Origin of the sequence: Commensalibacter sp. A3DC (genome assembly GCF_047307945.1) — a bacterium.
GTDB lineage: Bacteria > Pseudomonadota > Alphaproteobacteria > Acetobacterales > Acetobacteraceae > Commensalibacter > Commensalibacter melissae.
In genome coordinates this window covers 1-24,015 of record NZ_JAXOQA010000002.1, presented here as the reverse complement: position 1 = coordinate 24,015, position 24,015 = coordinate 1, and the positions used below count along the sequence as shown (strand labels likewise).

Here is a 24,015-nt window from a genome sequence, read left to right as displayed (position 1 = left end):
ATACCTATTTGAAGATAATTTGAGGACATCAATGTCTAAACGAGATTATTATGAAATTCTAGAGATTAGTCGCACGTCAAGTAGCGAAGAAATTAAAAAAGCCTATCGCAAGAAAGCAATGCAATACCATCCTGACCGTAATCCTGGCGATCAGGAGGCGGAAGCCAAATTTAAAGAAATCAATGAGGCCTATGATGTTCTAAAAGATGAACAGAAAAAAGCCGCTTATGACCGTTTTGGTCACGATGCTTTCCAAAATGGCGGGGCCGGTAATGGTTTCGGTGGTGGTTTTGGAGCTGGTGGCTTCAGCGATATCTTTGACATGTTCGGCGATATGATGGGTATGAACCGTGGCGGTAACAGTCGCAAACGTTCTGGTGCTGATATCCAAATTCAAACCGAAATCCAGTTAACTGAAGCTTTTACAGGCATTAAGAAAAAGGTAAAATATAAAACAAAAAAACCTTGCCAAAGCTGTGATGGATCAGGATCAACAGACAAAACCAATGGAAATAAAACCTGTCCGACCTGTCATGGTTCTGGAAAAATCCGTGCTCAACAGGGATTTTTTCTGGTAGAACGCCCTTGTAATACCTGTCATGGAACAGGCCAGGTCATCAGTAACCCATGTAAAAAATGTCATGGTACCGGGCTTGAAAATCAAGATAAAGAGTTGGAAATCGATATACCTGCCGGAATTGAAGATGGAACCCGTATAAGGATTTCGGGGGAAGGGGAGGCCGGCAGCAATGGAAATCCACCTGGGGATTTATACGTATATGTTTCTGTTTTACCCCATGATCTATTTCACAGAGAAGGGGCAAATATATTCTGTCGTATCCCCATTCGAATCACGCAGGCTGCTTTGGGAACAGAGCTTGAAGTGCCTATCATAGATGGTGGCAGATCAAAAGTGAAAATTCCTGCCGGTACCCAAACAGGTAAACAATTCCGTTTACGGGGTAAGGGGTTTTCTGTTCTACGCTCTTCATCACGTGGTGATATGTATATTGAAGTCAAAGTCGAGATTCCTCAACATTTGACAAAACGCCAGAAAGAGCTGCTTGAAGAATTTGAGGCAGAAGCGCAAAATAAAGAAAATGAGGGAAATCCGGAAACAACAAGTTTTTTTAAGAAAGTCAAAGATTTCTTTGAAGGAAAATCCTGATTAATCTATATCTTTGATAAATGAAAGTGTTTAGAATGAATACATCTGTTTTACGTATTGGTATTGCTGGCATAACCGGACGTGTTGGACGTCTTTTGATGGAAGAAATTACCTCTAGAGATAATGCTGTTTTATCTGGAGGTACATCACTTTCAAAAGACATTCATGATATACCAGATTCTGTTCAAATCTTCTCTGACATTGCAAGTCTGGTCGAAAAAAGTGATGTAATTATCGATTTTACAAATGCTACAGCAACGGAAACACATGCAAAAGCATTAAACAATAGTAAAACAGCATGGATTTTAGGAACAACAGGCATATCTGAATCCGTCCAAAAACTTATCAAAGAAACCGCAAAAACCATTCCCGTTGTTCAGGCGGCTAATTTTTCACCTGGTGTAACCTTGATAACCCGACTGGCTTTTGAACTGGCGAAAGCTTTGCCTGCCGATCAGTATGATGCTGAGATTGTGGAAACACACCATCGTCAAAAAATTGATGCTCCATCTGGAACAGCTTTGGCAATCGGAGAGTCCATTGCAAAAGCAAGAAAGGTGGATTTAGGATCTGTTGCAGAAATTGGCAGAAAAGGGTTTACAGGGGCCCGGAAAAAAGATGCCATCGGATTTGCTTCCTTAAGGGGCGGACAAATTGTTGGTGAACATAGTGCCATATTTCTCTCCGATGTTGAGGAAATTGTTCTTACACATAAAGCTTTTGATCGTCGCATTTTTGCAAAAGGTGCCGTTCGATCAGCTTTTTGGTGTATCAATAAACCCGCAGGTTTATATGACATGAACCATGTTTTGGGACTGGATCCGGTCAAATAATAATTTTTTTTAAATTAATACTTGACGGATAGACCACAAAAGGGTCTGTTTACAATACTTGTGTTTTTTTATTTATTAGTGAGATAGCAGAAAAATTATGCGAAACAATAGCGATTTTCTGTTCGCTTCGGAATCGGTATCAGAGGGTCATCCAGATAAAGTTGCCGATCGTATCAGCGACACCATTTTGGATACCTACCTTGCCGCAGATCCAGAAGCGCGCGTAGCTTGTGAGACTCTTGTTACAACCAATCAGGTAATTTTGGCTGGAGAACTGCGTGGCCCGAAAAGCATTACCAAAGAAATGCTTAATGAAAAAGCCCGTGAAACCATACGTGAAATTGGATACGACCAGGACGGTTTTTCTTGGAAAACCGCAAATATATTAAACCTGTTACATGCACAGTCTCCCCATATCGCAGTCGGGGTTGACAGTAATGAAAGTAAAGATGAAGGCGCTGGCGATCAGGGAATCATGTTCGGTTTTGCAACGTCTGAAACCGAAACCTTAATGCCTGCCCCAATTTATTATGCTCATAAGATCCTAAAAAATCTCAATGACCTACGTAAATCAAGTGACCCTAAGGGTAAAGGATTTCTTCCGGACGCAAAAAGTCAGGTAACCTTGCGTTATGTTCACGGTAAACCTGTTGGCGCAACCTCTGTTGTTTTATCAACCCAACATGAGGAATCCATGCCACAGGGAAATATTCGTGACGTTTTAAAAGAACTGATTACGAATACATTGCCAGAAGGCTGGATGTGTCCAGACAAAGAATTTTATGTCAATCCTACAGGAATTTTTGTTATTGGAGGTCCTGATGGCGATTGTGGCCTGACAGGTCGTAAAATCATCGTCGATACTTATGGTGGGGCTGCCCCTCATGGTGGGGGAGCTTTCTCGGGTAAGGATCCAACCAAAGTTGATCGCTCAGCAGCATATGCCTGTCGTTATCTTGCCAAAAATATTGTAGCTTCCGGTCTTGCTGATCTTTGTACCCTGCAAATTTCATATGCGATTGGAGTTTCCCATCCTCTCTCTGTTTATGTTGATTTACATGGAACAGGCAAAGACATTGATGAAGCAAAACTTGAAAAAGTCTTACGTGAATTAATGGATCTTTCTCCAAGAGGCATCCGTAAACATTTACGATTAAATCGTCCCATATACAAACAAACTTCAGCCTACGGTCATTTTGGACGCCATCCAGACCCGGTAAAAGATGATTTTACATGGGAAAAAACTGATCTTGTTGATGCTTTGCAAAATGCTTTTAATCGTTAAAACTTAAGTATATGACCATAATTCAAAAAGGTTCTTGTGGAGAAAGTGCTCAAGAGCCTTTTTCCAAAACAGATTCATCCCTACCCAAAGACCGTTTGTACGGGCGTCGTCGTGGTCATCCTTTACGCGACAGACAAAAACGGCTTCTTTCAGACTATCTTCCCCGAATCAAATTCCCAACCAGAAATATCAAACACCCCTTTGAGGCTTTTGAAAGTCAGCCCAGGGCATTATGGCTGGAAATTGGGTTTGGGGGAGGTGAGCACAGCCTTGCCCAGCACCAAATACATTCTGATATTGGTTATATTGCATGTGAGGTATTTGAAAACGGAATTTGTTCCCTATTATCCAATCTTGTTCAGGAAGATGTTAAGGAAACAGAAGCAACTGTTCCAAATATGCTTCGGATATGGAATGAAGATGCACGTATCTTGATCCGTGCATTACCGGAAAATTCAATTGAAAAGGTTTTTCTGCTTTTTCCTGACCCTTGGCCAAAAACGAGACATGCAAAAAGACGGTTTGTCCATCCAGAACGTCTGCCTTTGCTTCATCGTATTCTAACTCTCAAAGGACAATGGCATATTGCAAGTGATGATCCAACCTATCAGGCATGGGTTGAAGAAACCATGGAGAATCAACCCTATTTCAAGAAAATCATGCAAACGAACAAACGTCCTGAAAACTGGCCATCAACCCGTTACGAACAAAAAGCCTACAAGGCTGGAAGATCACCAATTTTCTGGATATTTGAAAAATCATGATTTTTTATTATTATCAACTTTTAGTTCCTGTTCTGCACGCTTGACAAGCCTATGTTCGTTATTACGTAAAAATATAAACACCAGAACAGCAACTACAACAAAGATAATCCCTATAACAAGGCCTATAGTCCCTTTTAGTCTAAGAAATTCCTGACCCAGGAAATATGCGGTATATGTAAAGGCACCTGCCCAACACATACCCCCCAAAGCGTTATAGATTAAAAAATCCTTCCAATGCATATGTGTTGCACCTGCCAATAAAGCCGTAAAAAACCTTAAAATGGCAACAAAACGTCCAAAAAAAACAGCTTTACCCCCATGATGCCTAAACAAATATTGTCCTAATAATAGACGATCTGGGGTCAATTTGAATTTAGGACCATATTTTTTCAATACTGGATATCCAACAATACGACCAATAAGATATCCAAAATTATCCCCCATAATCGCACCGACAATCGCGGATAAGGCAATATAATTAATATTGAGGCTACTGTAATGAGAGGCACAGTAAATGGATATGGTAATCAGCAAGCTTTCAGCTGGTAGGATTAATCCCATACTTTCCAACATAATGATAAGACCAACAATATAATAGGCATGGGATTCATAATGATGAACAAATTGTAAAATATAATCTAACAGTGTTTAAAATCCATATTGTTTCATTTCTAAAAATCTTACTATCTTTATGACCGATTCTAACCAATTAAGAAAGATTTAATTTTTATCGAGTTTGTTATGAATATGTTCAAAAAAAATGGCCCTTGTGGAAGTTGGCCCTCCCCTTTCACAACGGAAACTGTTGCAGGAAAGAACGTTATTTTTTCCGAATTACAAATAGATGAGGAAAACATATATTGGCTTGAAAGACGTCCACAGGAACAAAACAGAACCGTTCTTGTCCAATGGAATAAAAACAAGGGTATAAAGGATATAACCACACCATCATTTTCTGTTGGAAATAAGGTACATGAATATGGTGGAGGATCCTATAGCGTTCATAAAAACAGTATTGTTTTTAGCGATCTTTATACAGGTGGGATTTGGACTGTTTCACAAGATCGGCAGGCTACTTGTCTGTATCAGGACAAAACCTTGCGTTTTGCCAGCTTTAACTTGATTGATAAACATGTTTTCTGTGTTTGTGAAGATCATTTAACAAATAATGTTAAAAACAGTCTTGTTCTATTTTCATTGGATAATCCAAATATAATGATAACACTGGATGAAAAGGCTGATTTTTATAGCACACCAACATTATCAAAGGATCAAGCGAAGCTCGCCTGGATTGAATGGTATCATCCTTTCATGCCATGGGAATCAACGTATTTATGTTGTGCAGATTTTGATATTAAGGATAAAGCGATTAAAAATAAAAGGATCTTGGCTGGTAATAAACAAATTGAATCTCTGATTGAACCAGGCTGGACAGAAAATAATCAGCTCTATGTTTGCAGTGACCGTGAAAATTGGTGGAATCTTTACCATGTAAACTTGCACACTGACGAAGCTGATAACTTAAGAGCCATTACCCAGATGAATGCCGAAATTGGTAAACCACATTGGATTTTTGGCCAAAAAAACTGGTATCCGGTTTCAAATAATAATTTTGTTGTCCAGGCTATTCATCAGGGATTTCCTGAAACATTTGTCATAAGTCATAATAAAATCAAAAAAATTTCCCTAGATCAACCTGAATACTGTCCTGTTCCCATAAAAAATAATGAATTTGCCTGGATAAACTGCTCAACTTCCCGACCAACGGAAATCATTTACCAGGATAATCATCACAATAAACAGGTTATTCAAATATCAAGTCTAGTTCATATACACAAGGAAGACATTTCCATTGGACATACTATATGTTTCCCAACACAGGACCATCAATATGCTTATGGTTTTTTCTATCCACCAACCAATCGGTATTTTCAACCAAATAAAAATGAATTACCTCCCTTGATGGTCATTGCTCATGGTGGACCAACAGGTCAAACTGTTAACAGTTACAATCCAAAGATACAATTCTGGACCAGTCGAGGTTTCGCGGTTGTTGATGTTAATTATCGAGGATCTACGGGTTTTGGAAAAACCTACCGGAATGCATTACAAAAAAAATGGGGAATCCTGGATGTCCAGGATTGTATTGATGCCTGTAACTATCTAATCAAGCAACAAAAGGTTGACCCAAAAAAAATCGTCATAAAAGGCAGTAGCGCAGGAGGCTTTACCGTATTATCAGCCCTAGTCAAGTCCAAGATTTTTGCTGCAGGATCATGTTTATATGGTGTGGGGGATTTAACAGCCCTAGCCGAGGAAACACATAAATTTGAATCCAACTATTTAAATGGTCTTATCGGATCTTATCCAGAAGAAAAAGAGCTTTATCATGAACGCTCCCCTTTGACCCATATTCATCAAATTGCATGTCCCCTTATTCTTTTTCAAGGCCTTAAAGATATGGTGGTCCCTCCATCACAGGCAGAAAATATTATTAAAGTTTTAAAAAACAACCATATTCCCCATGCATATTATACATTTAAAGAAGAAGGACATGGATTTAAACAAGAGGCAACCGTAAAAAGGGTTCTTGAGCTGGAGCTAGCTTTTTTCGGTAAAATTCTTGGGTTTAAACCGGATAGTATTTCTGAAAAGGTAACATTACACACTTAGATAAAAAAGCAAATCCTTTTTTGGATTTGTTTTAATGGGTTACAAACATTTACAATAATTCAAAAAGCAATATTTCAGCAGCTTTAACTGTTGTGATCTGAATATTTTCCTCATCAAAAACAGCAACGCCATCACTTGTTTGAATCAATTGTCCATTTACTCTCAATTCACCAGTAACAACTTGAATCCATACATTTCCGTATCTTTTTAAAATTGTATATTCATGATCTTCTTGTGCCTTAAATCGCCAACGCCAAAGATTCATGTCTTGGTAAATCTTTAGGGAATTTTCACGTGCGTCTGATGATAAAATGAGTTGCCTACCCTCAACCTCAGGAAAATATCTTGTTTCATACCGTGGCTTAATATTTATTTCATTTGGTTTAATCCATATCTGATAAAAATGTAACGTTTCCTGATCAGAGGGATTATATTCTGAATGATGAATTCCGGTACCGGCACTCATGATCTGAAACTCGCCGGCTTTTACCCGTTCCCTACAACCCATACTATCTTGATGTTCAATGGTTCCTTCCAATACATAGGAAAGAATTTCCATATTCTTGTGTGGGTGCTGACCAAACCCTTTACCCACCTGTACACGATCTTCATTAATTACCCTTAAATCTGAAAACCCCATAAAATCCGGATCATAGTAATTTGCAAACGAAAAACTGTGATAGGTTTCAAGCCAGCCACGGTTGGCATGCCCTCTTGCATTTGCCTTACGTACATAAATCATTCTATAGACTTTCAAATATTCAAGATAATGGAATCGATATTAATCAAGAATGTTTCATAAATACCATTGGTTTCCTAATTCTTAACGGAATGGTCTCTGCGAAATAATGTCCATTCCTCAATAACCTGTCCACCAGGTAAAAGACAATCATTATATTCTCCAAGATTATTTTGTTTTTTGATCAGCTTTCCCTTCAACTTTAGACAATAAACAGAGGCGGGATTGGGCATCCCTATTTTTTGGGCGGGAAATGAGGTTTTATGATTACTTTTATTGGCCGCCTGGCAATTGGACAGGGTAAAAACCGATAATAATATTCCAATATTAACAAAATATTTATTCAAGTTTTACCCCTTTTGAATGTATTTACTGTTTTATAATACTATGTTTCAGATAATTTCAGAACAAATTATTTACCTCCATTCTCTCATCAAATATCAAATAAAAAAACCTAACCTCAAACAAGGTTAGGCTCCATATCAGAATTTAAACCCAATTTGTAGCTAGACTCTTCTTTTGCCTGCAATCCAAACCTGTTCAACCTGCATATTGGCATTCATCACAACAAAATCTGCCCTTTTTCCAAGTGCGATCTCACCACGATCAGTCAATCCCTGATATTGGGCTGCATTTGTACTTACCAAACGTGTCGCTTCCGGTATTGTTGCCCCATGAACCAAAGCGTTACGAAAGGCTTGATCAAGCGTTAGGACACTTCCTGCAAGATGTCCATTCATTCCCATCACACAACCATTTTTAATGATCACTTTCTGTCCACCCAATTCACTTTCACCCTCAGGCATTCCAGCTCCACGCATCGCATCTGTCACAAACAGCAAATGATCGGGTTTTTGACGATGTGCCAATCGAAAATTGACAGGATGAACATGATGGGTATCAAAAATCATCTCAGCGTATGCCTTATCATCATCTAATATGGCCCCGGCAAGACCTGGAGCGCGTCCTTCAATCCCACCCATTGCATTAAATAAATGGGTTCCCCCCACAACACCATGATGTGTATGAGTTATTTGCAAAGCATGTTGGGCTTGGCTATAGCTGCATGCCGTATGTCCCAAACTGACACGAATTCCAGCCTTGGTTAATAAAGGAACAGCCTGTTCAATATATTCAACTTCAGGGGCAATGGTAATGACTCTGACAATATCCAGATCTATCATTTCCTGAAGCACTTCTGCCTTTGGCATGATATTAAATGGAGGCTGGGCACCCAGTTTTTTACTACTGATAAAAGGACCTTCCAAATGGGCACCTCGAATATCGGGAAGATCCGCCAATCCCTTTTGTCGCACCTCTTTAACTGCCCGAAGTGAATCAAGAATTTCTTTCCATGGCCGTGTTATGGTTGTTGGTAGAATGGTTGTCGTGCCATGATGCATATGAAATCTTGAAAGCCTTTCAATTGCCTCCGCACCATCCATTGTATCCGCGCCATCTCCACCATGAACATGACCATCAATAAAACCCGGCAGAATATAATATTGTGGATCTTTATTGGATAAATTTTCAACCTCTATATCAGAAATTATCTCACCAAAAGATATATTACCTGTAACAACCCGATCACGTAATACAATACGTCCTTGTAAATTGGTCATCCCTATGCACCCTCATTAATAATGACAGGTCGAGATGCTTTGCTTCTTTTCAGGTCAAAATAACCATAAATGCCATATAAACCCATAATCGTGTAACAAATAATGGCTATACTTGCAAAAACCGTTTGAAAATCAATAAATTTCGTATAATAACTGTAAATTTGCGGAATAACAGCACCTCCACAAATCCCCATTACCATTAAAGCTGCACCACTAGCTGTTCGTTCACCCAAACCACGTATGGCAATTGGAAAAATAGCGGGCCACATCATTGAATTGGCAAATCCCAATAGAGCGATAAAAGTAATTGAAATATATCCGGTGGTCAACCATGCACCAATAGCAAAAATAATGCCTAAAACATTGGATACAACCAGATAACTTTCTTGAGAAAGAATTTTAGGGGTAATAATAATTCCTGCAAAATAACCAGCCAACATTGCAGAAAGGGTAAAAGAAGAAAAAAACTTGGTAATATCGAGAGAAATATGAAAATCTGATCCATAAGTACCGATGGCACTTCCAGCCAAAACTTCCATACCTACATAGGTGAAGATACACAAAACACCAAACCATAAACGAGGAGAGGTAGGAATTCCACCACTGTTTCCTTTTTGCTGTCCATCATCTTCATTGTTGATTTCTGGTAAAGTCGAACGATAAATTCCAAAAGCAACCAAAAGCAAAATCAATGCCATTCCCATATATGGATAATAAACTTTATCAGCAAAAACAGATATAATTTGCGTTTTCTCACTAATGGATTTGGCGGCATCAATACGTTCCTGGATGCCACTGATATTTGTAACAAACATTCCAAAGATTACAGGGGCAAGAATACCAGCACCCTTATTGCAAATACCCATTATTGCCTGCCTTTGGGCACCTTTTTCAATAGGCCCCAAAATACTAACATAAGGATTTACAGCGGTTTGTAGACACGACAATCCAACCCCAATAATAAATAAACCTATTAAAACCCCAGTATACCAATGAGATTTTATAAACTGACCAAAAATTAATGCACCTATTGCCATGACAATCAATGCAATACACAAGCCATTTTTCATGCCTGTCTTTTTTAACACCCATGAGGCGGGAAGTGAAAAAACAAAAAAGGATATGTAAAAAGCAGATAAAACAAAAAAAGCATTGAAATCATCAAGCGAAAAAGCAACTTTTACAAAAGGGATTAGAGGGCTATTAATCCAAGTAAAAAATCCAATAACAAAAAAAAGAACACCTACAATAATAAGAGGTTTTGTCGTATTCTGAGGAACATTAGGCGATATCTGATTAGACATATATTTTCCTTTTATCCACGCCTTGAATTGTTATTTTTAACGATATTGGGCATATTCAGGTTCGTTTTGGAAAACCCAATCATAATATTGGCGACCTGACAATTGAGAGGCTGCCGCTTCATCAACCAGAATCCTACATGCAGAATGAAGTTGTAGTGCAGACGCACTAATCATCGAAGTGATAGGTCCCTCAACTGCCTTTGCTAAAATTGATGCTTTGCTTTCTCCTAAGGCAACCAATAGGATTGACCGCGCTTCCAAAATCGTACCAACACCCATGGTCATTGCACGACTGGGAACCTTTTCCGGATCTCCTCCAAACATTTCTGCATTTTGTTGACGTGTATGAGGGGTTAAGCTTTTATCCCTGGTTCGTGACATTAACGCGGACAAGGGTTCATTAAAACCAATATGACCGGTTTCACCAATACCTAACAATTGAAGATCTATTCCGCCCACTTTACGAATTTCTTTTTCATAACGTTTACCTTCAGAATGCACATCCTGTGCCATACCGTTTGGAACATGTGTATTTTTCAAATCAATATTCACATGCCTGAATAAATGATAATCCATATAGCTACGATAAGAATTGGGGTCTTCTGCGGACAAACCAATATATTCATCTAGATTGAAAGAATGACATCCGGAAAAGTCCAGCCCTTCATTTTTATGCATCTGGACCAAAATTGCATAAATCCGTTCCATGGTTCGACCCGTTGCCAGTCCTAAAACAATCTTTTGTTTTTCTTTGATTTTCTGGGCAATAAAAGTTGCCGCCAACTGTGCTGTTTTCTCTGCATCTGGGCGAATAATGACTTCCATTAATGTACTTCCTTATTTTTATATGCTTGAAGCGCCAGATAATAGGCACCATCTAAAGATTGACCTTGAGCAGGAATAATATGTTCACGCACTTTTGGAGATAATCGAGATAAGAAAATATTTGCCAGTCCCCCTAATAAACACAGAGGAAGATCCGCATATTCGTCTTTTAGTAATGCCAAAGCCAAATCAGATATAATTTCCGCTGCTTTATCCAAGAATAAACTTGCGTCAGAACATCCAGTTTCCGCTTGCTCAATCAGCCATGGAACCAAAGAACCAAATTTTTGTGGTTGCGCTCTTACTGCCCACAACATTGGATCCTCTCCCTGCCGCTTTAAATGGTTATATAATTTTCTGCTTAAATCGGTTTCCGGCTTACGTCCCTCTATACGTTGCAACATGTCAGATATCAATTGCAATCCCAGCCAGGCTCCACCTCCCTGATCATCCTGCGGAAAACCCCAGCCGCTTAATTTTTTATGTTTATCATTGAAAATGGCATAGGCCACTGTCCCTGTTCCAATGGCAATAACCGCGCCATTTTTACCTTTATGCGCACCTAGACATGATGTATGAGCATCTGTTTCAAAAATAAATTTTTCAAAACCTGTGCATAATTTCCTAAAATTTTCACGGGCAACAGGAACCTCTGCACCGGCCAGACCAGCACCTCCATATAAATTAACATCCTCTGGTGTAATATCCAATTGTTTTAAACTGTTATCCAGAGTTTCTTTAATAGAAAACCAGCTTTCTTGCGTGTTACTCGCAATATTCGCTGGCCCCCCTTTATTTTCTAATAAAAATTTTCCATCAGCTGTAAAAATTTGTATGATGGATTTAGTGGCTCCACCATCAATACTGATTAATAAATCTTGTTTTTTTTTCATAGTCACCCAATCTAGATTATTCGTCGATTAAGCAAATAAAAAATTTAACAAATAAAAAAAATTTATTTACTTTATAAGCACCTCATTTATTAATTAATTATTAACTTTTAAAATTCCAATAGAAGATAATAAATACGTTTCATTATTCTGGTTTAATTTTTCGATTTTCTTTACATCCATAAAGAATATAATGCTGAACAGGGTTAATACCTGCCGCTTTCACATCAGGATAGGTTTCCAGATAAAAATCCTGATCAAATTCACGAATAATGTCCCATTCTTTTAAATGAACTATTTGACTTTTATCTTTTAAATCATTCAGGAATTCCTGTTTTTGATTTCGTGAAAACCAGGGGTACCGGAAAAGCGGCTCCTCTTTTAGGTCATTTAACGTTTTTTCATTATTTCTTGCTTCTTCTGGGGAACCTGTTGAGGGAATGGGCATCAATTTTAATCCACTATCCATAACCGCATAAACGATGGAATTATCTTCCCTGATAATTCCCCCAAATCCAGATTTAACATATCTTGTTGAATAATCCGTATGTTCATGTCCATAACGCCCAAAACGGTTATCCATATAACCGACCAGGGGAAAAGCCTCCCTGCTGACCGTGATACATGAACCCGCAATTAGTGGGGATATGCCCGGATTCTGCGCATTACAATCACCATAAAGCAATTTGTCCTTCCATTCTGGAACGACAAAGGTGACATGTCCATGAATTTGGGCTGCCTTTGCCCATTCCACATCCCATCCATACATCGTTGGGAAAATATCATCATCCAGTAAAATAAACATATCGGCTTGCGTATAGTTGGCCAAGTAGTAAATCCCCCTGTTTTTATTCCAGGCGATACCCTTGTTCTTTCCCGTGATGTAATTTATTTTTTCCCTGTTTAAAACATCAACCGTTTCATCTGTTGAACCATCGTCACATACAATCAGTTCATATTCATTCAAGGAAAACTTTTGGATCAGGCGTATTTGTTCTATTAAATATTCAATCCGGTTAAATGTAGTTATTGCAATACCAATTTTCATAAAATTATCAACTTCACAAAATTAAATTCATTAAAATAACCCTCAATTCTGGTGTAATTGACACTCAACAGGCTTTAATGCTGGTTAAGGGTTTCATAACTAATTATTAACTTTTTTCTGCCAACCTCTCAAATAATTAATTTTGTTGTGTAATAATTTTACAAATTCTGGTTTGCCTGCCAATTTCCCGAACAGCATTTTGTCTCCCGCATATTCCGCAACGGGGTCCCCTGCCTTGAACATTTCGTGAACAGCTTGCTGATCCATAATACCATCTTGATATTGATAGGGAATTAGATCCTTTACATAATTTTCCAGGAAAACAAAAAATAATGCCGGTAAAACGGCAGTTGCATCAGGTGTTTTACCCCGATCGTAACATTCGGTTAAGGTGGGTGTAATAAACCCCGGGATTTTGGAAAAACTGTCTGCAGCCACGCGTTGATTCGTATCTTTTATATACGGATTACTAAAACGATCCAATACAACATCCCTGTATCTGGCCAAATCAAGGGGACTTGGTGTCAGACAAGGGATAACGTCCTCTGTAACATAATTCCATGCCATTTTCCTGATCTCAGCATTGGCCACATCCTCATGAATAAAGGAGAGCCCTGCCAAGGTTCCCGCCCAAGCGACACAACTGTGACTTGAATTCAGGATACGAATTTTTGCCTCTTCCCATGGATCAACCGATTTTACCATTTCAACCCCGACTTTCTCAAGTTCGGGGCGACCATCGATAAAATGATCCTCGATAACCCATTGAATGAATGATTCTGCCATAACGGGGGCGGCATCCCTGAAATGCGTGGCCCCATATACCCGTTCCGGTAAATCGGCTGAGGGACGGGGGGTGATACGATCCACCATAGTATTTGGAGAGGAAGTGTTTTTCCTTACCCATTCCAGCAACTGGTCTTCCCGAGACAGTTTCAGGAATTCGATAAACCCGTTTCTGAAACGTTCCCCATTGTGACGTAAATTATCACAACTTAACAGGGTGACAGGTTGGCCACCCTTTCTAATTCTTTCCTTTAGAATTGCCTTTAAGGCACCATAAATCGTGCAGATTTCACCCTTGAGTTCAGACTGGATATCCCTGCTGCTCTTATCAAGCTGATGATTGGTATCCAGGTAATATCCACCTTCTGTAACGGTAAAAGCAATAATTTTTGTTTCAGGCCTGATCCCCTGTTCAACAAGGCCTTGCATTTTATCATCATAGGGCAGGATTTTTTGAATAGATGTGATTTTTTCATAATCTCGTTCACCTTTTGGGGTGACGGTTTCCAATATATACTGACCATCCTGTTTTGACAGGGCGTCCAACAACGGAGCCGTATCCTTGCGTATCCCCCCAGCCGCCACAATCCATTTTTCCCTGGTATTTTCCTGTAACAAACGATGAAGATACCATGCCTGATGGGCACGCTGAAAAGAACCAATACCAATATGCATCCATATATTTGTCATGACTGAACCCCTTGAGATGATTGTACCTAATATTGCAGGATCATTGTGAATGAAATTATGTTCTGTATTAAAACATATTATATAACCAATTGAAATAATTAATAAATATTTTAGACAATGCGAATCATAATCAATTGACCGATTATTAATAAATTAATTGATTTATCAAAATAATTTGATGGAATGGAACGATATTTACCAACAATGTTATTTCAAAAAGGTAAGAAAATTTAATAATTTTGATTATTTGTTAATTTCTTTTTAGTATTCATCATTTAAAATGACCTCGGCATTACAGAATTTACTGGAACAATTCCGTCATGCAACGCAAACGGAACGGGATAAGGGAACCAGTTTTGAAAACCTGATGATCAAGTATTTCAAAACTGAACCGGCTTATAAAAATAAATACAAAGATATTTTACCCTATTCTGACTGGGTGTCCTGTTATGGAAAGATCCTGAACATCACGGATAAAAAGGATACGGGTATTGATTTGGTCGGGGTCACTTTGAATAATGAACTTCATGCCTTTCAATGCAAAAACTATGATCCGGACAGGACAATCAGCAAAAATGACATAGACAGCTTCTTTACCGCTTCGGGCAAGAAATATTTTACCTATCGCTATATCATATCCACGACTGACAAATGGACAGAAAATGCTGAAAATGCCCTGGAAAACCAGAATCCCCCGGTCAGCAAGATCGATCTGCATCACTTGGAACAGAGTGTTATTGACTGGTCAAAATACTTGCATGAAGAAAAACCGGTTTTAAAACCCAAGAAAAAGCTGCTTGATCATCAGGCGTCCGCCCTGGAAGCCGTGCAACACGGCCTGAAAACCGCGGATCGCGGCAAACTGATCATGGCATGTGGTACAGGAAAAACATTTACCTCGCTAAAAATTGCCGAGACCATGGCAGGTAAGGGGAAAACCGTATTATTTCTGGTTCCAAGCCTTTCCCTGCTCAGTCAGAGCCTTACAGAATGGACGCAAGAGAGTGCCATTGAAATAAACAGTTTCGCGGTATGTTCAGACAGTGATGTAGGCAAGAAACATGCCAGGGAGGATGACCGTGTCATTGCGGGAATCAGTGATTTGCAATATCCGGCAACAACCCATGCCGAAAGTTTGAAAAAAGCGTTTCACGTGGCCCTTGATAATAATCCCGAAGCCATGACGGTCATTTTTTCAACCTATCATTCCATCGAGGTTCTTAACCAGGCGCAACAGGGTGAAAACGCCATTCCGGCATTCGATCTGGTCATCTGTGATGAAGCGCACCGTACGACGGGTGCAACCTATGAGGGGGATGATGAATCCGCATTTGTCAGAATTCATGACAATGAATATATTCTTGGAAAAAAACGTTTATACATGACCGCAACCCCCCGGATTTATGCCGAAGCCAGCAAGAAAAAGGCCAGGGATGAATCTATTGTCGTCTATTCAATGGATGATCCGGCTATCTATGGTGAGGATTTATATGTCATCACATTTTCCCAGGCGGTATCACGGAACTTGCTGGTTGATTACAAAGTCATCGTTCTGGCCGTGGAGGAAAGCCACATCAACAGACGCCTGCAAGAATTGCTGAAGGATCAGGATAATGCCTTGAAGGTTGATGATGCGGCAAAAATCGTTGGTTGCTGGAAAGCCCTGTCTAAACAGGGTCTGTATGAAAATCCCGATAATTCGGCGGATCCCATGCAACGCGCCGTTGCCTTTTGCCAGGTCATTGAGGCAACCTATAAGGGCAGGACACACAAAGTCAGTTCCAAACTAATCGCCGAGATGTTTGGCAAGGTTGTTGAACAATATCAACATCACGAAACCGAAGAACGTTCAAAAGAAAATCCTGACGCATTTCCGGACAGGGCCTTGAGCATGACTTGCGAGGCAGAACATATTGATGGGGGAATGAATGCGGGGGAAAAGGAAACGAAACTGGAATGGCTGAAATCCGAAATACCAGAAAATACCTGTCGCATACTGTCAAATGTCCGGTGCCTGTCCGAAGGGGTAGATGTTCCGGCACTGGATGCCGTTCTTTTCCTGACAGCCCGTTCATCCCAGGTGGACGTGGTTCAATCCGTTGGCCGGGTTATGCGCAAGGCACCCGGGAAAAAATTGGGATATGTCATACTGCCCATTGTCATACCGGCAGGCATTGAGCCTGAAAAGGCACTGGATGACAATCAGACCTATCGTGTTGTATGGCAGGTTCTAAATGCCCTCCGTTCCCATGATGACCGTTTTGACGCAACCATCAACAAGCTGGAATTCAATGGAAAGGCCCCCTCAAGAATAGAGGTGATCGCTGTTGCCGACAAGATCGGCCCCAAAAGACAAAAGCAAACCAGATCTCAGGAAATAGCCGCAAGGGCGAGGAAAAGCCATATTATTGGCCAGGCTTCCCAACCCTCATCGAACCGGCAGGGAGACCTGGTCTTCGAGGTTGGGGAAATTGAACGGGCTCTCTATGCCAAAATCGTTAAAAAATGTGGAAACCGGCATCACTGGGAGGACTGGGCAAATGATGTCGCCAAAATTGCCCAAACCCATATCGATCGCATCCAGCACATTCTGGACAACCCGAAAAATCATCAGGCCATTCATCTTTTCAACGAATTTGCCAAAGAGTTGCGGAATGATATCAACCCAAATCTCGATGATCATGAAATCATTGAAATGCTGGCCCAGCATATGGTCACAAAACCTGTCTTTGACGCCCTGTTCGGACATTACCGGTTTACCGAGCACAATCCCATCTCAAAGGGAATGCAGAAAATCCTTGAACAGCTGGACAGGGAGAAACTGGACAGGGAACGTGCAACCCTGCAGGCCTTTTACGAATCCGTAAAAATGCGTGCCACGGGCATTGACAGCGCACAGGGCAGACAGCGCATCATCATCGAGCTATATGACAAATTCTTTCGCAATGCCTTTCCCCGCATGACCGAAAGGTTGGGAATTGTCTACACACCGGTTGAGGTGGTGGATTTCATCATCCACAGCATCGAGCATGTCCTGAAAACCGAATTTGGAAGCAGTCTCGCCGAACCCAATGTCCATATTCTTGAACCCTTTGCAGGTACCGGAACCTTCATCACAAGGATGCTGCAAAGCGGCATTATCACAAAGGACAAACTACCCCACAAATATAAACGTGAAATCCATGCCAATGAGATTGTCCTGCTGGCCTATTATATTGCCACGATCAATATTGAATCAACCTATCACAGTATAATGACGCAACAAAACGATACTGGCAAAACAGAAAAGAAAGAAGGGGGATATACATCCTTTGCCGGAATCTGTCTGACCGACACGTTCGAAATGGCGAAAGGCAGGCAAAAGGATATCGGAAAGGATATCCTGCTAAGGGAAAACAATGAACGGGTTTCCCGTCAGCAGGCGCTTGACATTCAGGTTATCATGAGCAATCCGCCCTATTCCGCTGGGCAGGAATCCGCCAATGACAATAATGCAAATCTTTCCTATCCAGACCTGGATGAAAAAATTCGTGAAACCTATGCCAAATATTCAACGGCAACCAATAAAAACGCGTTGTATGACAGTTACATAAGGGCCATCCGCTGGGCATCGGATCGAATCATGGAATGCGGTGTTCTCGGATTTGTCAGCAATGCCAGCTTTATCGACAGCAACACTGGTGATGGTTTGAGAAAATGTCTGGCTGAAGAATTCACCAGCCTTTATATTTTTCATTTACGCGGTAATACAAGAACTGCAAGTGAAACAGCACGAAAAGAAGGAGGACAAATTTTTGGTTCAGGCAGTCGTGCCCCCATTGCCATTTCAATTCTGGTTAAAAACCCCAATCAAAACCAGAGGGGACAAATATATTTTCATGATATTGGCGATTACCTCACCCGTCAGCAAAAACTGGAAACAATACGGAAATTCGGCAATATCGATGGAATCACCCGACACAATGGCTGGATCAATATTGTTCCTGACCGGTTCAATGACTGGATCAATCAGCGCGATCCAGATTTCAATACCTATATCTCCATGGGTGATAAAAAAGATAGGCAGACTATAAGTATATTTGACAACTATTCTCGTGGATTAGAAAGTGCTCGTGATCCATGGTCTTATAATGCTTCCAAAATTGTATTACAAAAAAACATAAATCAATTAATTAATACTTTTAATAATGAAGTTAAACGTTATCAAGCCTCAGAAAAATTTAGTAAAATTGAAGATTTTGTTATTAAAGATTCAACCAAAATTAGTTGGTCAAGTAGCTTATTACAAAAAGTGACAAAAAATATTACTTATTCATTAAATATTAAAAATATTTATTATGCTTTATATCGCCCTTTTTCAAAACAATATTTATATTTTGACTCTATATTTAATCATCGTACTGGTCAAATGCCACAGATTTTTCCAACTACACAGACTGATAATCGAGTTATTTGTGTTACAGGTTTGGGAGTTACAAAAAAATTCAGCTGTATAATATGTAATGTTATTCCAGATGTACAATTACAAGCCAACGGTCAGTGTTTTCCTCTATATCTCTACGACATTTCCCCCCGTGAAAATGATTTGTTGGAAAAGGAAACACCCAAAAGACGAGACGCCATCTCCAATGATGCCCTAAAACATTTTCAGGCCGCCTATCCCGATCAGGCCATTACCAATGATGCCAACGACTGGGCCATTGAAACCATGCATGATCCGAAATATCCGCTTGAACTCTTTCTTCGTGTCATCACTGTCAGTCTGGCAACAAGTAAAATTGTCAATGCCTTGCCTAAACTGAAACTGTAACAGTCAACAGAAATGATATTCAAGGAACAATCCTCATATATCATTCCGAAACCAATTGTTATAAAGATAGAATATTATCGTTGAAACTTGTCTATTAAGAAAGCGAATTTAATAATTCAAAATATTGTACCCATTTTTGTACCCACTTTTTATCACATAGTCTGTCATGAACTGGCAAGAATATGATAGGTAAATATGTATTTTTTGGGAAAAACAAGGTATCTGTCAGGAATTGGCAATATCCAACCTATTTAAATGGTGGAGCCAAGGGGAATCGAACCCCTGACCTTCTGAATGCCATTCAGACGCTCTCCCAACTGAGCTATGGCCCCTTTTGAAAAAAATATATAACGGTTAAACCTGTAGATGGCAAGTTAAAAATGGTAACTTTTAATTTTTATCAAATGATGGAAAATTCAGACAATATTCCGGCTTTCTTTGATAAATCTCCACTTCAGGAAAGATATTCAAAACAAAATCCGAAAATATCTATCATCCGAACAGCAATTATTGATTGAACCAACAACAAACATCCCGGATTTCAATCAATTATTCAGGTTTGGTCGCAAAAGCTATCGCAAAACGGTTCCAGGCATTGATAACATTAATGGTAACCGTCAACTCGACAATTTCCTGATCATCAAAATGTTTTCTGACCTGACTGTAAATTTCATCAGGGGCATGTTTTTCCGATACAAGCGTCAGTGTTTCCGTCCATAATAAGGCTGCCTGTTCCCGTTCATTGAAATAGGATGTCTCCCGCCAGGCACTGAGGGTCAAGATCCGTTTCAAATCCTCGCCTGCAGCCAGGGCATCCCTGGTATGCATATCAATACAGAAAGCGCAGCCATTAATCTGGGAAGCCCTTATCTTTACCAATTCCCTCAATGAAACGGGAAGAATTGACTTTTTTGAAGCCTCTTCCAAATTCCACATGGCCTTCATCATTTCAGGAGCGGCCTTAAAATAATTCAGTCGTTTTTCTACCATCTCAAATTCCCTTTCTAAAATAAATTTTGGTTTCCCATAATAAAGAATATCTATTATAAGATGTATTTACAATGAATTTTATTCTCGGTTTTTCCAAATCGATTCCGACAATTTTTCATCTGATTTTATGATTGGGGTACAATGAGGTACATGGGGATTAAATTTCAAGAAAAACAGTCAGGTACTGAGTACCGGGGATTGTACCCTTTTTTATTTTTCAGTGAGTTGTACACAGGTTTGGTTTAGCAATATCTGGATAACCTAAATTTATTGAATGAATTCAACCTGTTAAAAACTGTACACTCTGTTGGAAAAATGGGGTACATTTTTTAAATAACGGGTACCACAGTACTAACAGGATTTATAAACAAACATCAAAAAATTTAAATTTTCTTTTTATTTTAAAGGACATGAAAAAAAAAAAAATTTTTGATACTGTTTTATCAAGACGAAAAAGAAAGAATATGAATGTTAAAATCTGAAAAAAAATTGATGAAAGTTCTGAAAGGGGAAAAAATATGGCCACCCCCTTTATGGATGATGCGACAGGCAGGAAGATTTTTACCTGAATTTCGAAAATTAAGGGAACAGGCAGATTTTCTTACACGTTGTCTGACACCTGATCTTGCCGCTGAAATAACATTGCAACCCATAAGACGTTTTGCTTTTGACACCGCCATCCTTTTTTCAGATATTTTAATCCTGCCATGGGCGATGGGACAAAAATTACAGTTTGTTGAAGGAAAAGGCCCCATTTTACACCCTATTCATTCGGAGGAGGATCTGAAAAAACTCCATCCGGAACAGATTGATGAAAAAATTGAACCGGTCCTGATCACCCTGCAAAATCTTAATAAATTGCTTAATAATGGTGAATCGATTGGAAAAGCCTCACCTGGATCGGTAACCCTGATGGGATTTACAGGATCGCCTTTTACAGTTGCCTGTTACATGGTTGAAGGTAAATCCTCGAAAGATTTTTCAACTGTGTTTAAAATGATTTATCAAAATCCTGACTTGTTTGATAAGATCATTGATCTTCTTGCAGAAACAACAGCAACCTATCTTTGTCATCAAGTAAGGGCCGGTGCCGAAGCCATTATGCTTTTTGACAGTTGGGCGGGTCTGCTCCCTTCAACCCTGTTTCAGCGTTATGTCATTGATCCCACCCGACAAATCATTGACAGAATCAGACAGGTCTATCCTCTGGTCCCGATTATCGGTTTTCCGCGGTTGGCCGGGGCACAACTGCTAACCTATATTGAACGGACAGGTTTAAATACGGTTGGAGTGGATCAGTATAACGATATATCCTTTTTAAACCGTCAGGTATCCCCCACAGTTGGATTCCAGGGTAATCTTGATCCCTTGTGTCTGTTATATGGCGGGAACATGCTTCAGAAGGAAATTTATCGCTTATGTCATGAATTGAAAAACAGGCCGCATATTTTTAACCTAGGTCATGGAATATTACCTGCAACCCCTATTGAACATGTCGAAGAATTGGTTAACACTGTACATAATTTGAAATAATTGGGAGATTGGGAATGGACGATAGAATAAAACAGGTCATTCAACAGGCACCGCAGGCAGTTCATACTAATGGATCTTTAAAACTGGTTATTTTTGATTGCGATGGTGTTCTGGTTGAAAGTGAGCATATTGTGGCAGAAATTATGGGAAAGGAAGCTCGTCAATACGGATGGAACATAACCGATAAACAGGCCCGTGAAGAATTTACCGGAGTGCAAATGGTGGATATCGGAAAAAAGATAGCCAAGCATGCAAAAAGGAATTTACCGGATAACTGGGCTGAGGAAGCACATAAAAAGGTTGTCGAGGGCATGTTCGGCAATGTGGAAAAAATTCCTGGCGTTGAATCAATTCTGCAAACCCTACATGATTTGAAAATACCTTATCGTGTCGGCTCGAATTCCTCACAGGAGGAAATGAAAACAAAATTTGAGAAAACCGGATTGATGAAGTGGTTTCCCAAGGATCGTATTCATTCTGCTTATGAGGTTAGAAATTCAAAGCCTTTTCCTGACCTTTATTTGTATGCTGCTGAAAAAGAGGGGGTTAACCCTGATGAATGTCTGGTTATCGAGGATTCTGATACAGGTTTAAAAGCTGCCTATGATGCGGGGATGGCCTGTATGTTATTGAGGGATTTAAATAAAGCAGCACCAAATTATAAAGGGGTCATCCGTGTTGATTCTCTTCAGAAAGCTACTGATATCATAAAGGAAATTGTTCAATCTCAGCATAACAGGGAACATTAGTAATGATGTCCTCTCTATTGCCTTATGTCCTGTGGATAAAAGCTTTGCATGTCATTTCAGTTATTGCCTGGATGGCAGGTCAGTTTTACTTGCCCCGGTTATTTGTCTATCATTGTCAGGTAAACAAAGAAACAGATGAAAATGAAAGATTTAAAATAATGGAGTATAAATTGCTTCGTTATATTATTAATCCTGCAATGATGGCGGCTTTTTTATTTGGAATTTTATTGGCCTTGACTCCTGGGATCATTGATTGGCATGCAAAATGGTGGGTGGTTAAGCTGGTGGCTTTATTGATCTTAACAGGATATCATGGGTTTTGTTCACGTTGGCGTCGGCAATTTGCTGCAAATAACAATCATCATTCTGAAAAATTTTATCGCTGGATGAATGAGATTCCTACAATATTAATGATTATTATTGTTATCATGGTTATTGTGCAGCCTTTTTAATATTTTAAAAATATTTTTAATTACAGCAATTGTTACAAATATAAATTGTAACAATTGCTGTTCATACAGGATCAGTCCTTAATCATTATCTTTCTGGGAAGCGTTACAACTGACCCATTGATAGGATTTTGGAGAGGATTTGTTATAGGATAACATGAACTGATTTTTTTCTTTTTGACAGATATTGTTTTGTTTTAGCAAACCAAGAACAGTTGAATATTCTTTCTCGCAGGTTTCCCTATCATTTTTTTCCTCTTTGCATTTTCTAGCCAGTGCAGCCTGTTGTCTGAATAAGGGATATAGATCTGGAGGAACGATATTGGGTATATCCATTGTCGTGAATTCGTCAATTTTTGAGGAAAATGGAGGGGGAAGAATAATGTAATGATCTTTGGCGAAATTTTCCATTTCATTTATTGCCTTATTGATTCCCTTCAGGGGAATAGTGTAATTTTTTTGTTCATCAACAATTAATGTGAATATTTTTTGTTGTTTCAGATTATTGATAAATTGAACGGTACTAATAGGTTCCAGGACAGTTTTGTAAGTGCCTGTTTCCTCTTTCTTTAGTTCACAGGTAAAATCACCAACATCTAGTTCAATAACGGGTTGATTGCTCCGTAATTTGTTAAGGGTAATGGAAATTCTTAATGAATAGCTGTAAGGATGCAATCTTATTGCAAGATCATTATTCTGTCCGGTATAAGTTAACCAGGTTCGAGTGTAATTTCTGGTTAGCGACCAGTTTTCATAATGATCTTCTTGAATAAAAAAAGGATCCTTTGCATTGGTTTTTGCAATGAAGCTATTGCAAATAATCATAAGAAATATAAAAATGTATAAAAATTTTTTTA

General features: G+C 39.3%; 20 protein-coding genes and 1 tRNA gene. 9 read left to right on the top strand and 12 right to left on the bottom strand.

All coding sequences use genetic code 11. The features are described 5' to 3' along the window. Positions 1 to 31 precede the first annotated feature (31 nt). The 4 genes from dnaJ (at position 32) to trmB (ending at position 4,050) form a co-directional block, all read left to right on the top strand. A complete protein-coding gene (gene dnaJ, locus U0839_RS00375; RefSeq protein WP_110439202.1) occupies positions 32 to 1,168 on the top strand; it encodes a molecular chaperone DnaJ in 1,137 nt (378 codons plus the stop codon). 35 nt (positions 1,169 to 1,203) lie between these two features. Then, positions 1,204 to 2,001, top strand: a complete 798-nt coding sequence (dapB, locus tag U0839_RS00370; protein ID WP_155564736.1) for a 4-hydroxy-tetrahydrodipicolinate reductase — start codon at positions 1,204 to 1,206, stop codon at positions 1,999 to 2,001. Between the two features lie 97 nt (positions 2,002 to 2,098). Then, complete coding sequence (gene metK, locus U0839_RS00365; RefSeq protein WP_155564737.1) at positions 2,099 to 3,286, top strand: methionine adenosyltransferase; 1,188 nt, start codon at positions 2,099 to 2,101, stop codon at positions 3,284 to 3,286. An 11-nt stretch (positions 3,287 to 3,297) separates the two neighbouring features. After that, positions 3,298 to 4,050, top strand: a complete 753-nt coding sequence (gene trmB, locus U0839_RS00360) for a tRNA (guanine(46)-N(7))-methyltransferase TrmB (RefSeq protein WP_155564738.1) — start codon at positions 3,298 to 3,300, stop codon at positions 4,048 to 4,050. Here the strand turns inward: trmB and U0839_RS00355 are convergent. Further along, complete coding sequence (locus tag U0839_RS00355) at positions 4,045 to 4,623, bottom strand: DedA family protein (protein WP_155564739.1); 579 nt, start codon at positions 4,621 to 4,623, stop codon at positions 4,045 to 4,047. The genes trmB and U0839_RS00355 overlap by 6 nt on opposite strands. A 168-nt stretch (positions 4,624 to 4,791) precedes the next feature. Here U0839_RS00355 and U0839_RS00350 point away from each other — a divergent pair, with 168 nt between their 5' ends. After that, a complete protein-coding gene (locus U0839_RS00350; RefSeq protein ID WP_413549854.1) occupies positions 4,792 to 6,723 on the top strand; it encodes an alpha/beta hydrolase family protein in 1,932 nt (643 codons plus the stop codon). Between the two features lie 49 nt (positions 6,724 to 6,772). Here the strand turns inward: U0839_RS00350 and U0839_RS00345 are convergent, their stop codons facing one another. From U0839_RS00345 to dalD, 8 genes are all read right to left on the bottom strand, one after another. Continuing rightward, positions 6,773 to 7,465, bottom strand: coding sequence for a pirin family protein (locus U0839_RS00345; RefSeq protein WP_413549853.1), 693 nt, complete (start codon positions 7,463 to 7,465; stop codon positions 6,773 to 6,775). Positions 7,466 to 7,539: 74 nt separating this feature from the next. Further along, positions 7,540 to 7,809, bottom strand: a complete 270-nt coding sequence (locus tag U0839_RS00340; RefSeq protein ID WP_413549852.1) for a DUF333 domain-containing protein — start codon at positions 7,807 to 7,809, stop codon at positions 7,540 to 7,542. Between the two features lie 159 nt (positions 7,810 to 7,968). Next, positions 7,969 to 9,084, bottom strand: a complete 1,116-nt coding sequence (gene nagA / locus U0839_RS00335) for an N-acetylglucosamine-6-phosphate deacetylase (RefSeq protein ID WP_413549850.1) — start codon at positions 9,082 to 9,084, stop codon at positions 7,969 to 7,971. Positions 9,085 to 9,086: 2 nt separating this feature from the next. Further along, positions 9,087 to 10,388: a sugar MFS transporter gene (locus U0839_RS00330; protein ID WP_155566147.1), complete on the bottom strand. Its 1,302-nt coding sequence runs from the start codon at positions 10,386 to 10,388 to the stop codon at positions 9,087 to 9,089. 36 nt (positions 10,389 to 10,424) lie between these two features. Further along, positions 10,425 to 11,213 (bottom strand): glucosamine-6-phosphate deaminase, encoded by a 789-nt coding sequence (gene nagB, locus U0839_RS00325; protein WP_413549848.1) that lies wholly within the window; start codon positions 11,211 to 11,213, stop codon positions 10,425 to 10,427. Continuing rightward, positions 11,213 to 12,106: a BadF/BadG/BcrA/BcrD ATPase family protein gene (locus U0839_RS00320; protein WP_122124207.1), complete on the bottom strand. Its 894-nt coding sequence runs from the start codon at positions 12,104 to 12,106 to the stop codon at positions 11,213 to 11,215. The genes nagB and U0839_RS00320 overlap by 1 nt, the downstream gene beginning before the upstream one ends. 142 nt (positions 12,107 to 12,248) lie before the next feature. Further along, the gene (locus U0839_RS00315) at positions 12,249 to 13,151 is read right to left on the bottom strand and encodes a glycosyltransferase family 2 protein (protein ID WP_155564745.1); all 903 of its coding nucleotides are present in this window, start codon (positions 13,149 to 13,151) and stop codon (positions 12,249 to 12,251) included. Between the two features lie 99 nt (positions 13,152 to 13,250). Next, on the bottom strand, positions 13,251 to 14,627 hold the full coding sequence (gene dalD, locus U0839_RS00310) for a D-arabinitol 4-dehydrogenase (protein WP_230882710.1): 1,377 nt from the start codon (positions 14,625 to 14,627) through the stop codon (positions 13,251 to 13,253). Between the two features lie 280 nt (positions 14,628 to 14,907). On the opposite strand from dalD, the gene U0839_RS00305 reads away from it, so the two are divergent. Further along, positions 14,908 to 19,437 (top strand): DEAD/DEAH box helicase, encoded by a 4,530-nt coding sequence (locus tag U0839_RS00305; RefSeq protein WP_413549845.1) that lies wholly within the window; start codon positions 14,908 to 14,910, stop codon positions 19,435 to 19,437. 256 nt (positions 19,438 to 19,693) lie between these two features. On the opposite strand, the gene U0839_RS00300 is transcribed toward U0839_RS00305, so the two are convergent. Together U0839_RS00300 and U0839_RS00295 are read right to left on the bottom strand one after the other, a co-directional pair. Then, a tRNA-Ala gene (locus tag U0839_RS00300) sits at positions 19,694 to 19,769 on the bottom strand. A gap of 217 nt (positions 19,770 to 19,986) precedes the next feature. Continuing rightward, the gene (locus U0839_RS00295; RefSeq protein ID WP_110439215.1) at positions 19,987 to 20,427 is read right to left on the bottom strand and encodes a carboxymuconolactone decarboxylase family protein; all 441 of its coding nucleotides are present in this window, start codon (positions 20,425 to 20,427) and stop codon (positions 19,987 to 19,989) included. 468 nt (positions 20,428 to 20,895) lie between these two features. Here U0839_RS00295 and hemE point away from each other — a divergent pair, with 468 nt between their 5' ends. The 3 genes from hemE to hemJ are packed head-to-tail and all read left to right on the top strand — an operon-like array spanning position 20,896 to position 23,161. After that, positions 20,896 to 21,960 (top strand): uroporphyrinogen decarboxylase, encoded by a 1,065-nt coding sequence (gene hemE, locus U0839_RS00290; protein WP_413549844.1) that lies wholly within the window; start codon positions 20,896 to 20,898, stop codon positions 21,958 to 21,960. A 14-nt stretch (positions 21,961 to 21,974) separates the two neighbouring features. Next, on the top strand, positions 21,975 to 22,709 hold the full coding sequence (locus U0839_RS00285; protein WP_155564749.1) for an HAD family hydrolase: 735 nt from the start codon (positions 21,975 to 21,977) through the stop codon (positions 22,707 to 22,709). 2 nt (positions 22,710 to 22,711) lie between these two features. Next, positions 22,712 to 23,161, top strand: coding sequence for a protoporphyrinogen oxidase HemJ (gene hemJ, locus U0839_RS00280; RefSeq protein ID WP_110439218.1), 450 nt, complete (start codon positions 22,712 to 22,714; stop codon positions 23,159 to 23,161). Between the two features lie 78 nt (positions 23,162 to 23,239). On the opposite strand, the gene U0839_RS00275 is transcribed toward hemJ, so the two are convergent. Then, positions 23,240 to 24,015 (bottom strand): hypothetical protein (locus U0839_RS00275; protein WP_413549843.1); only part of this gene is annotated, 776 nt, incomplete at its 5' end.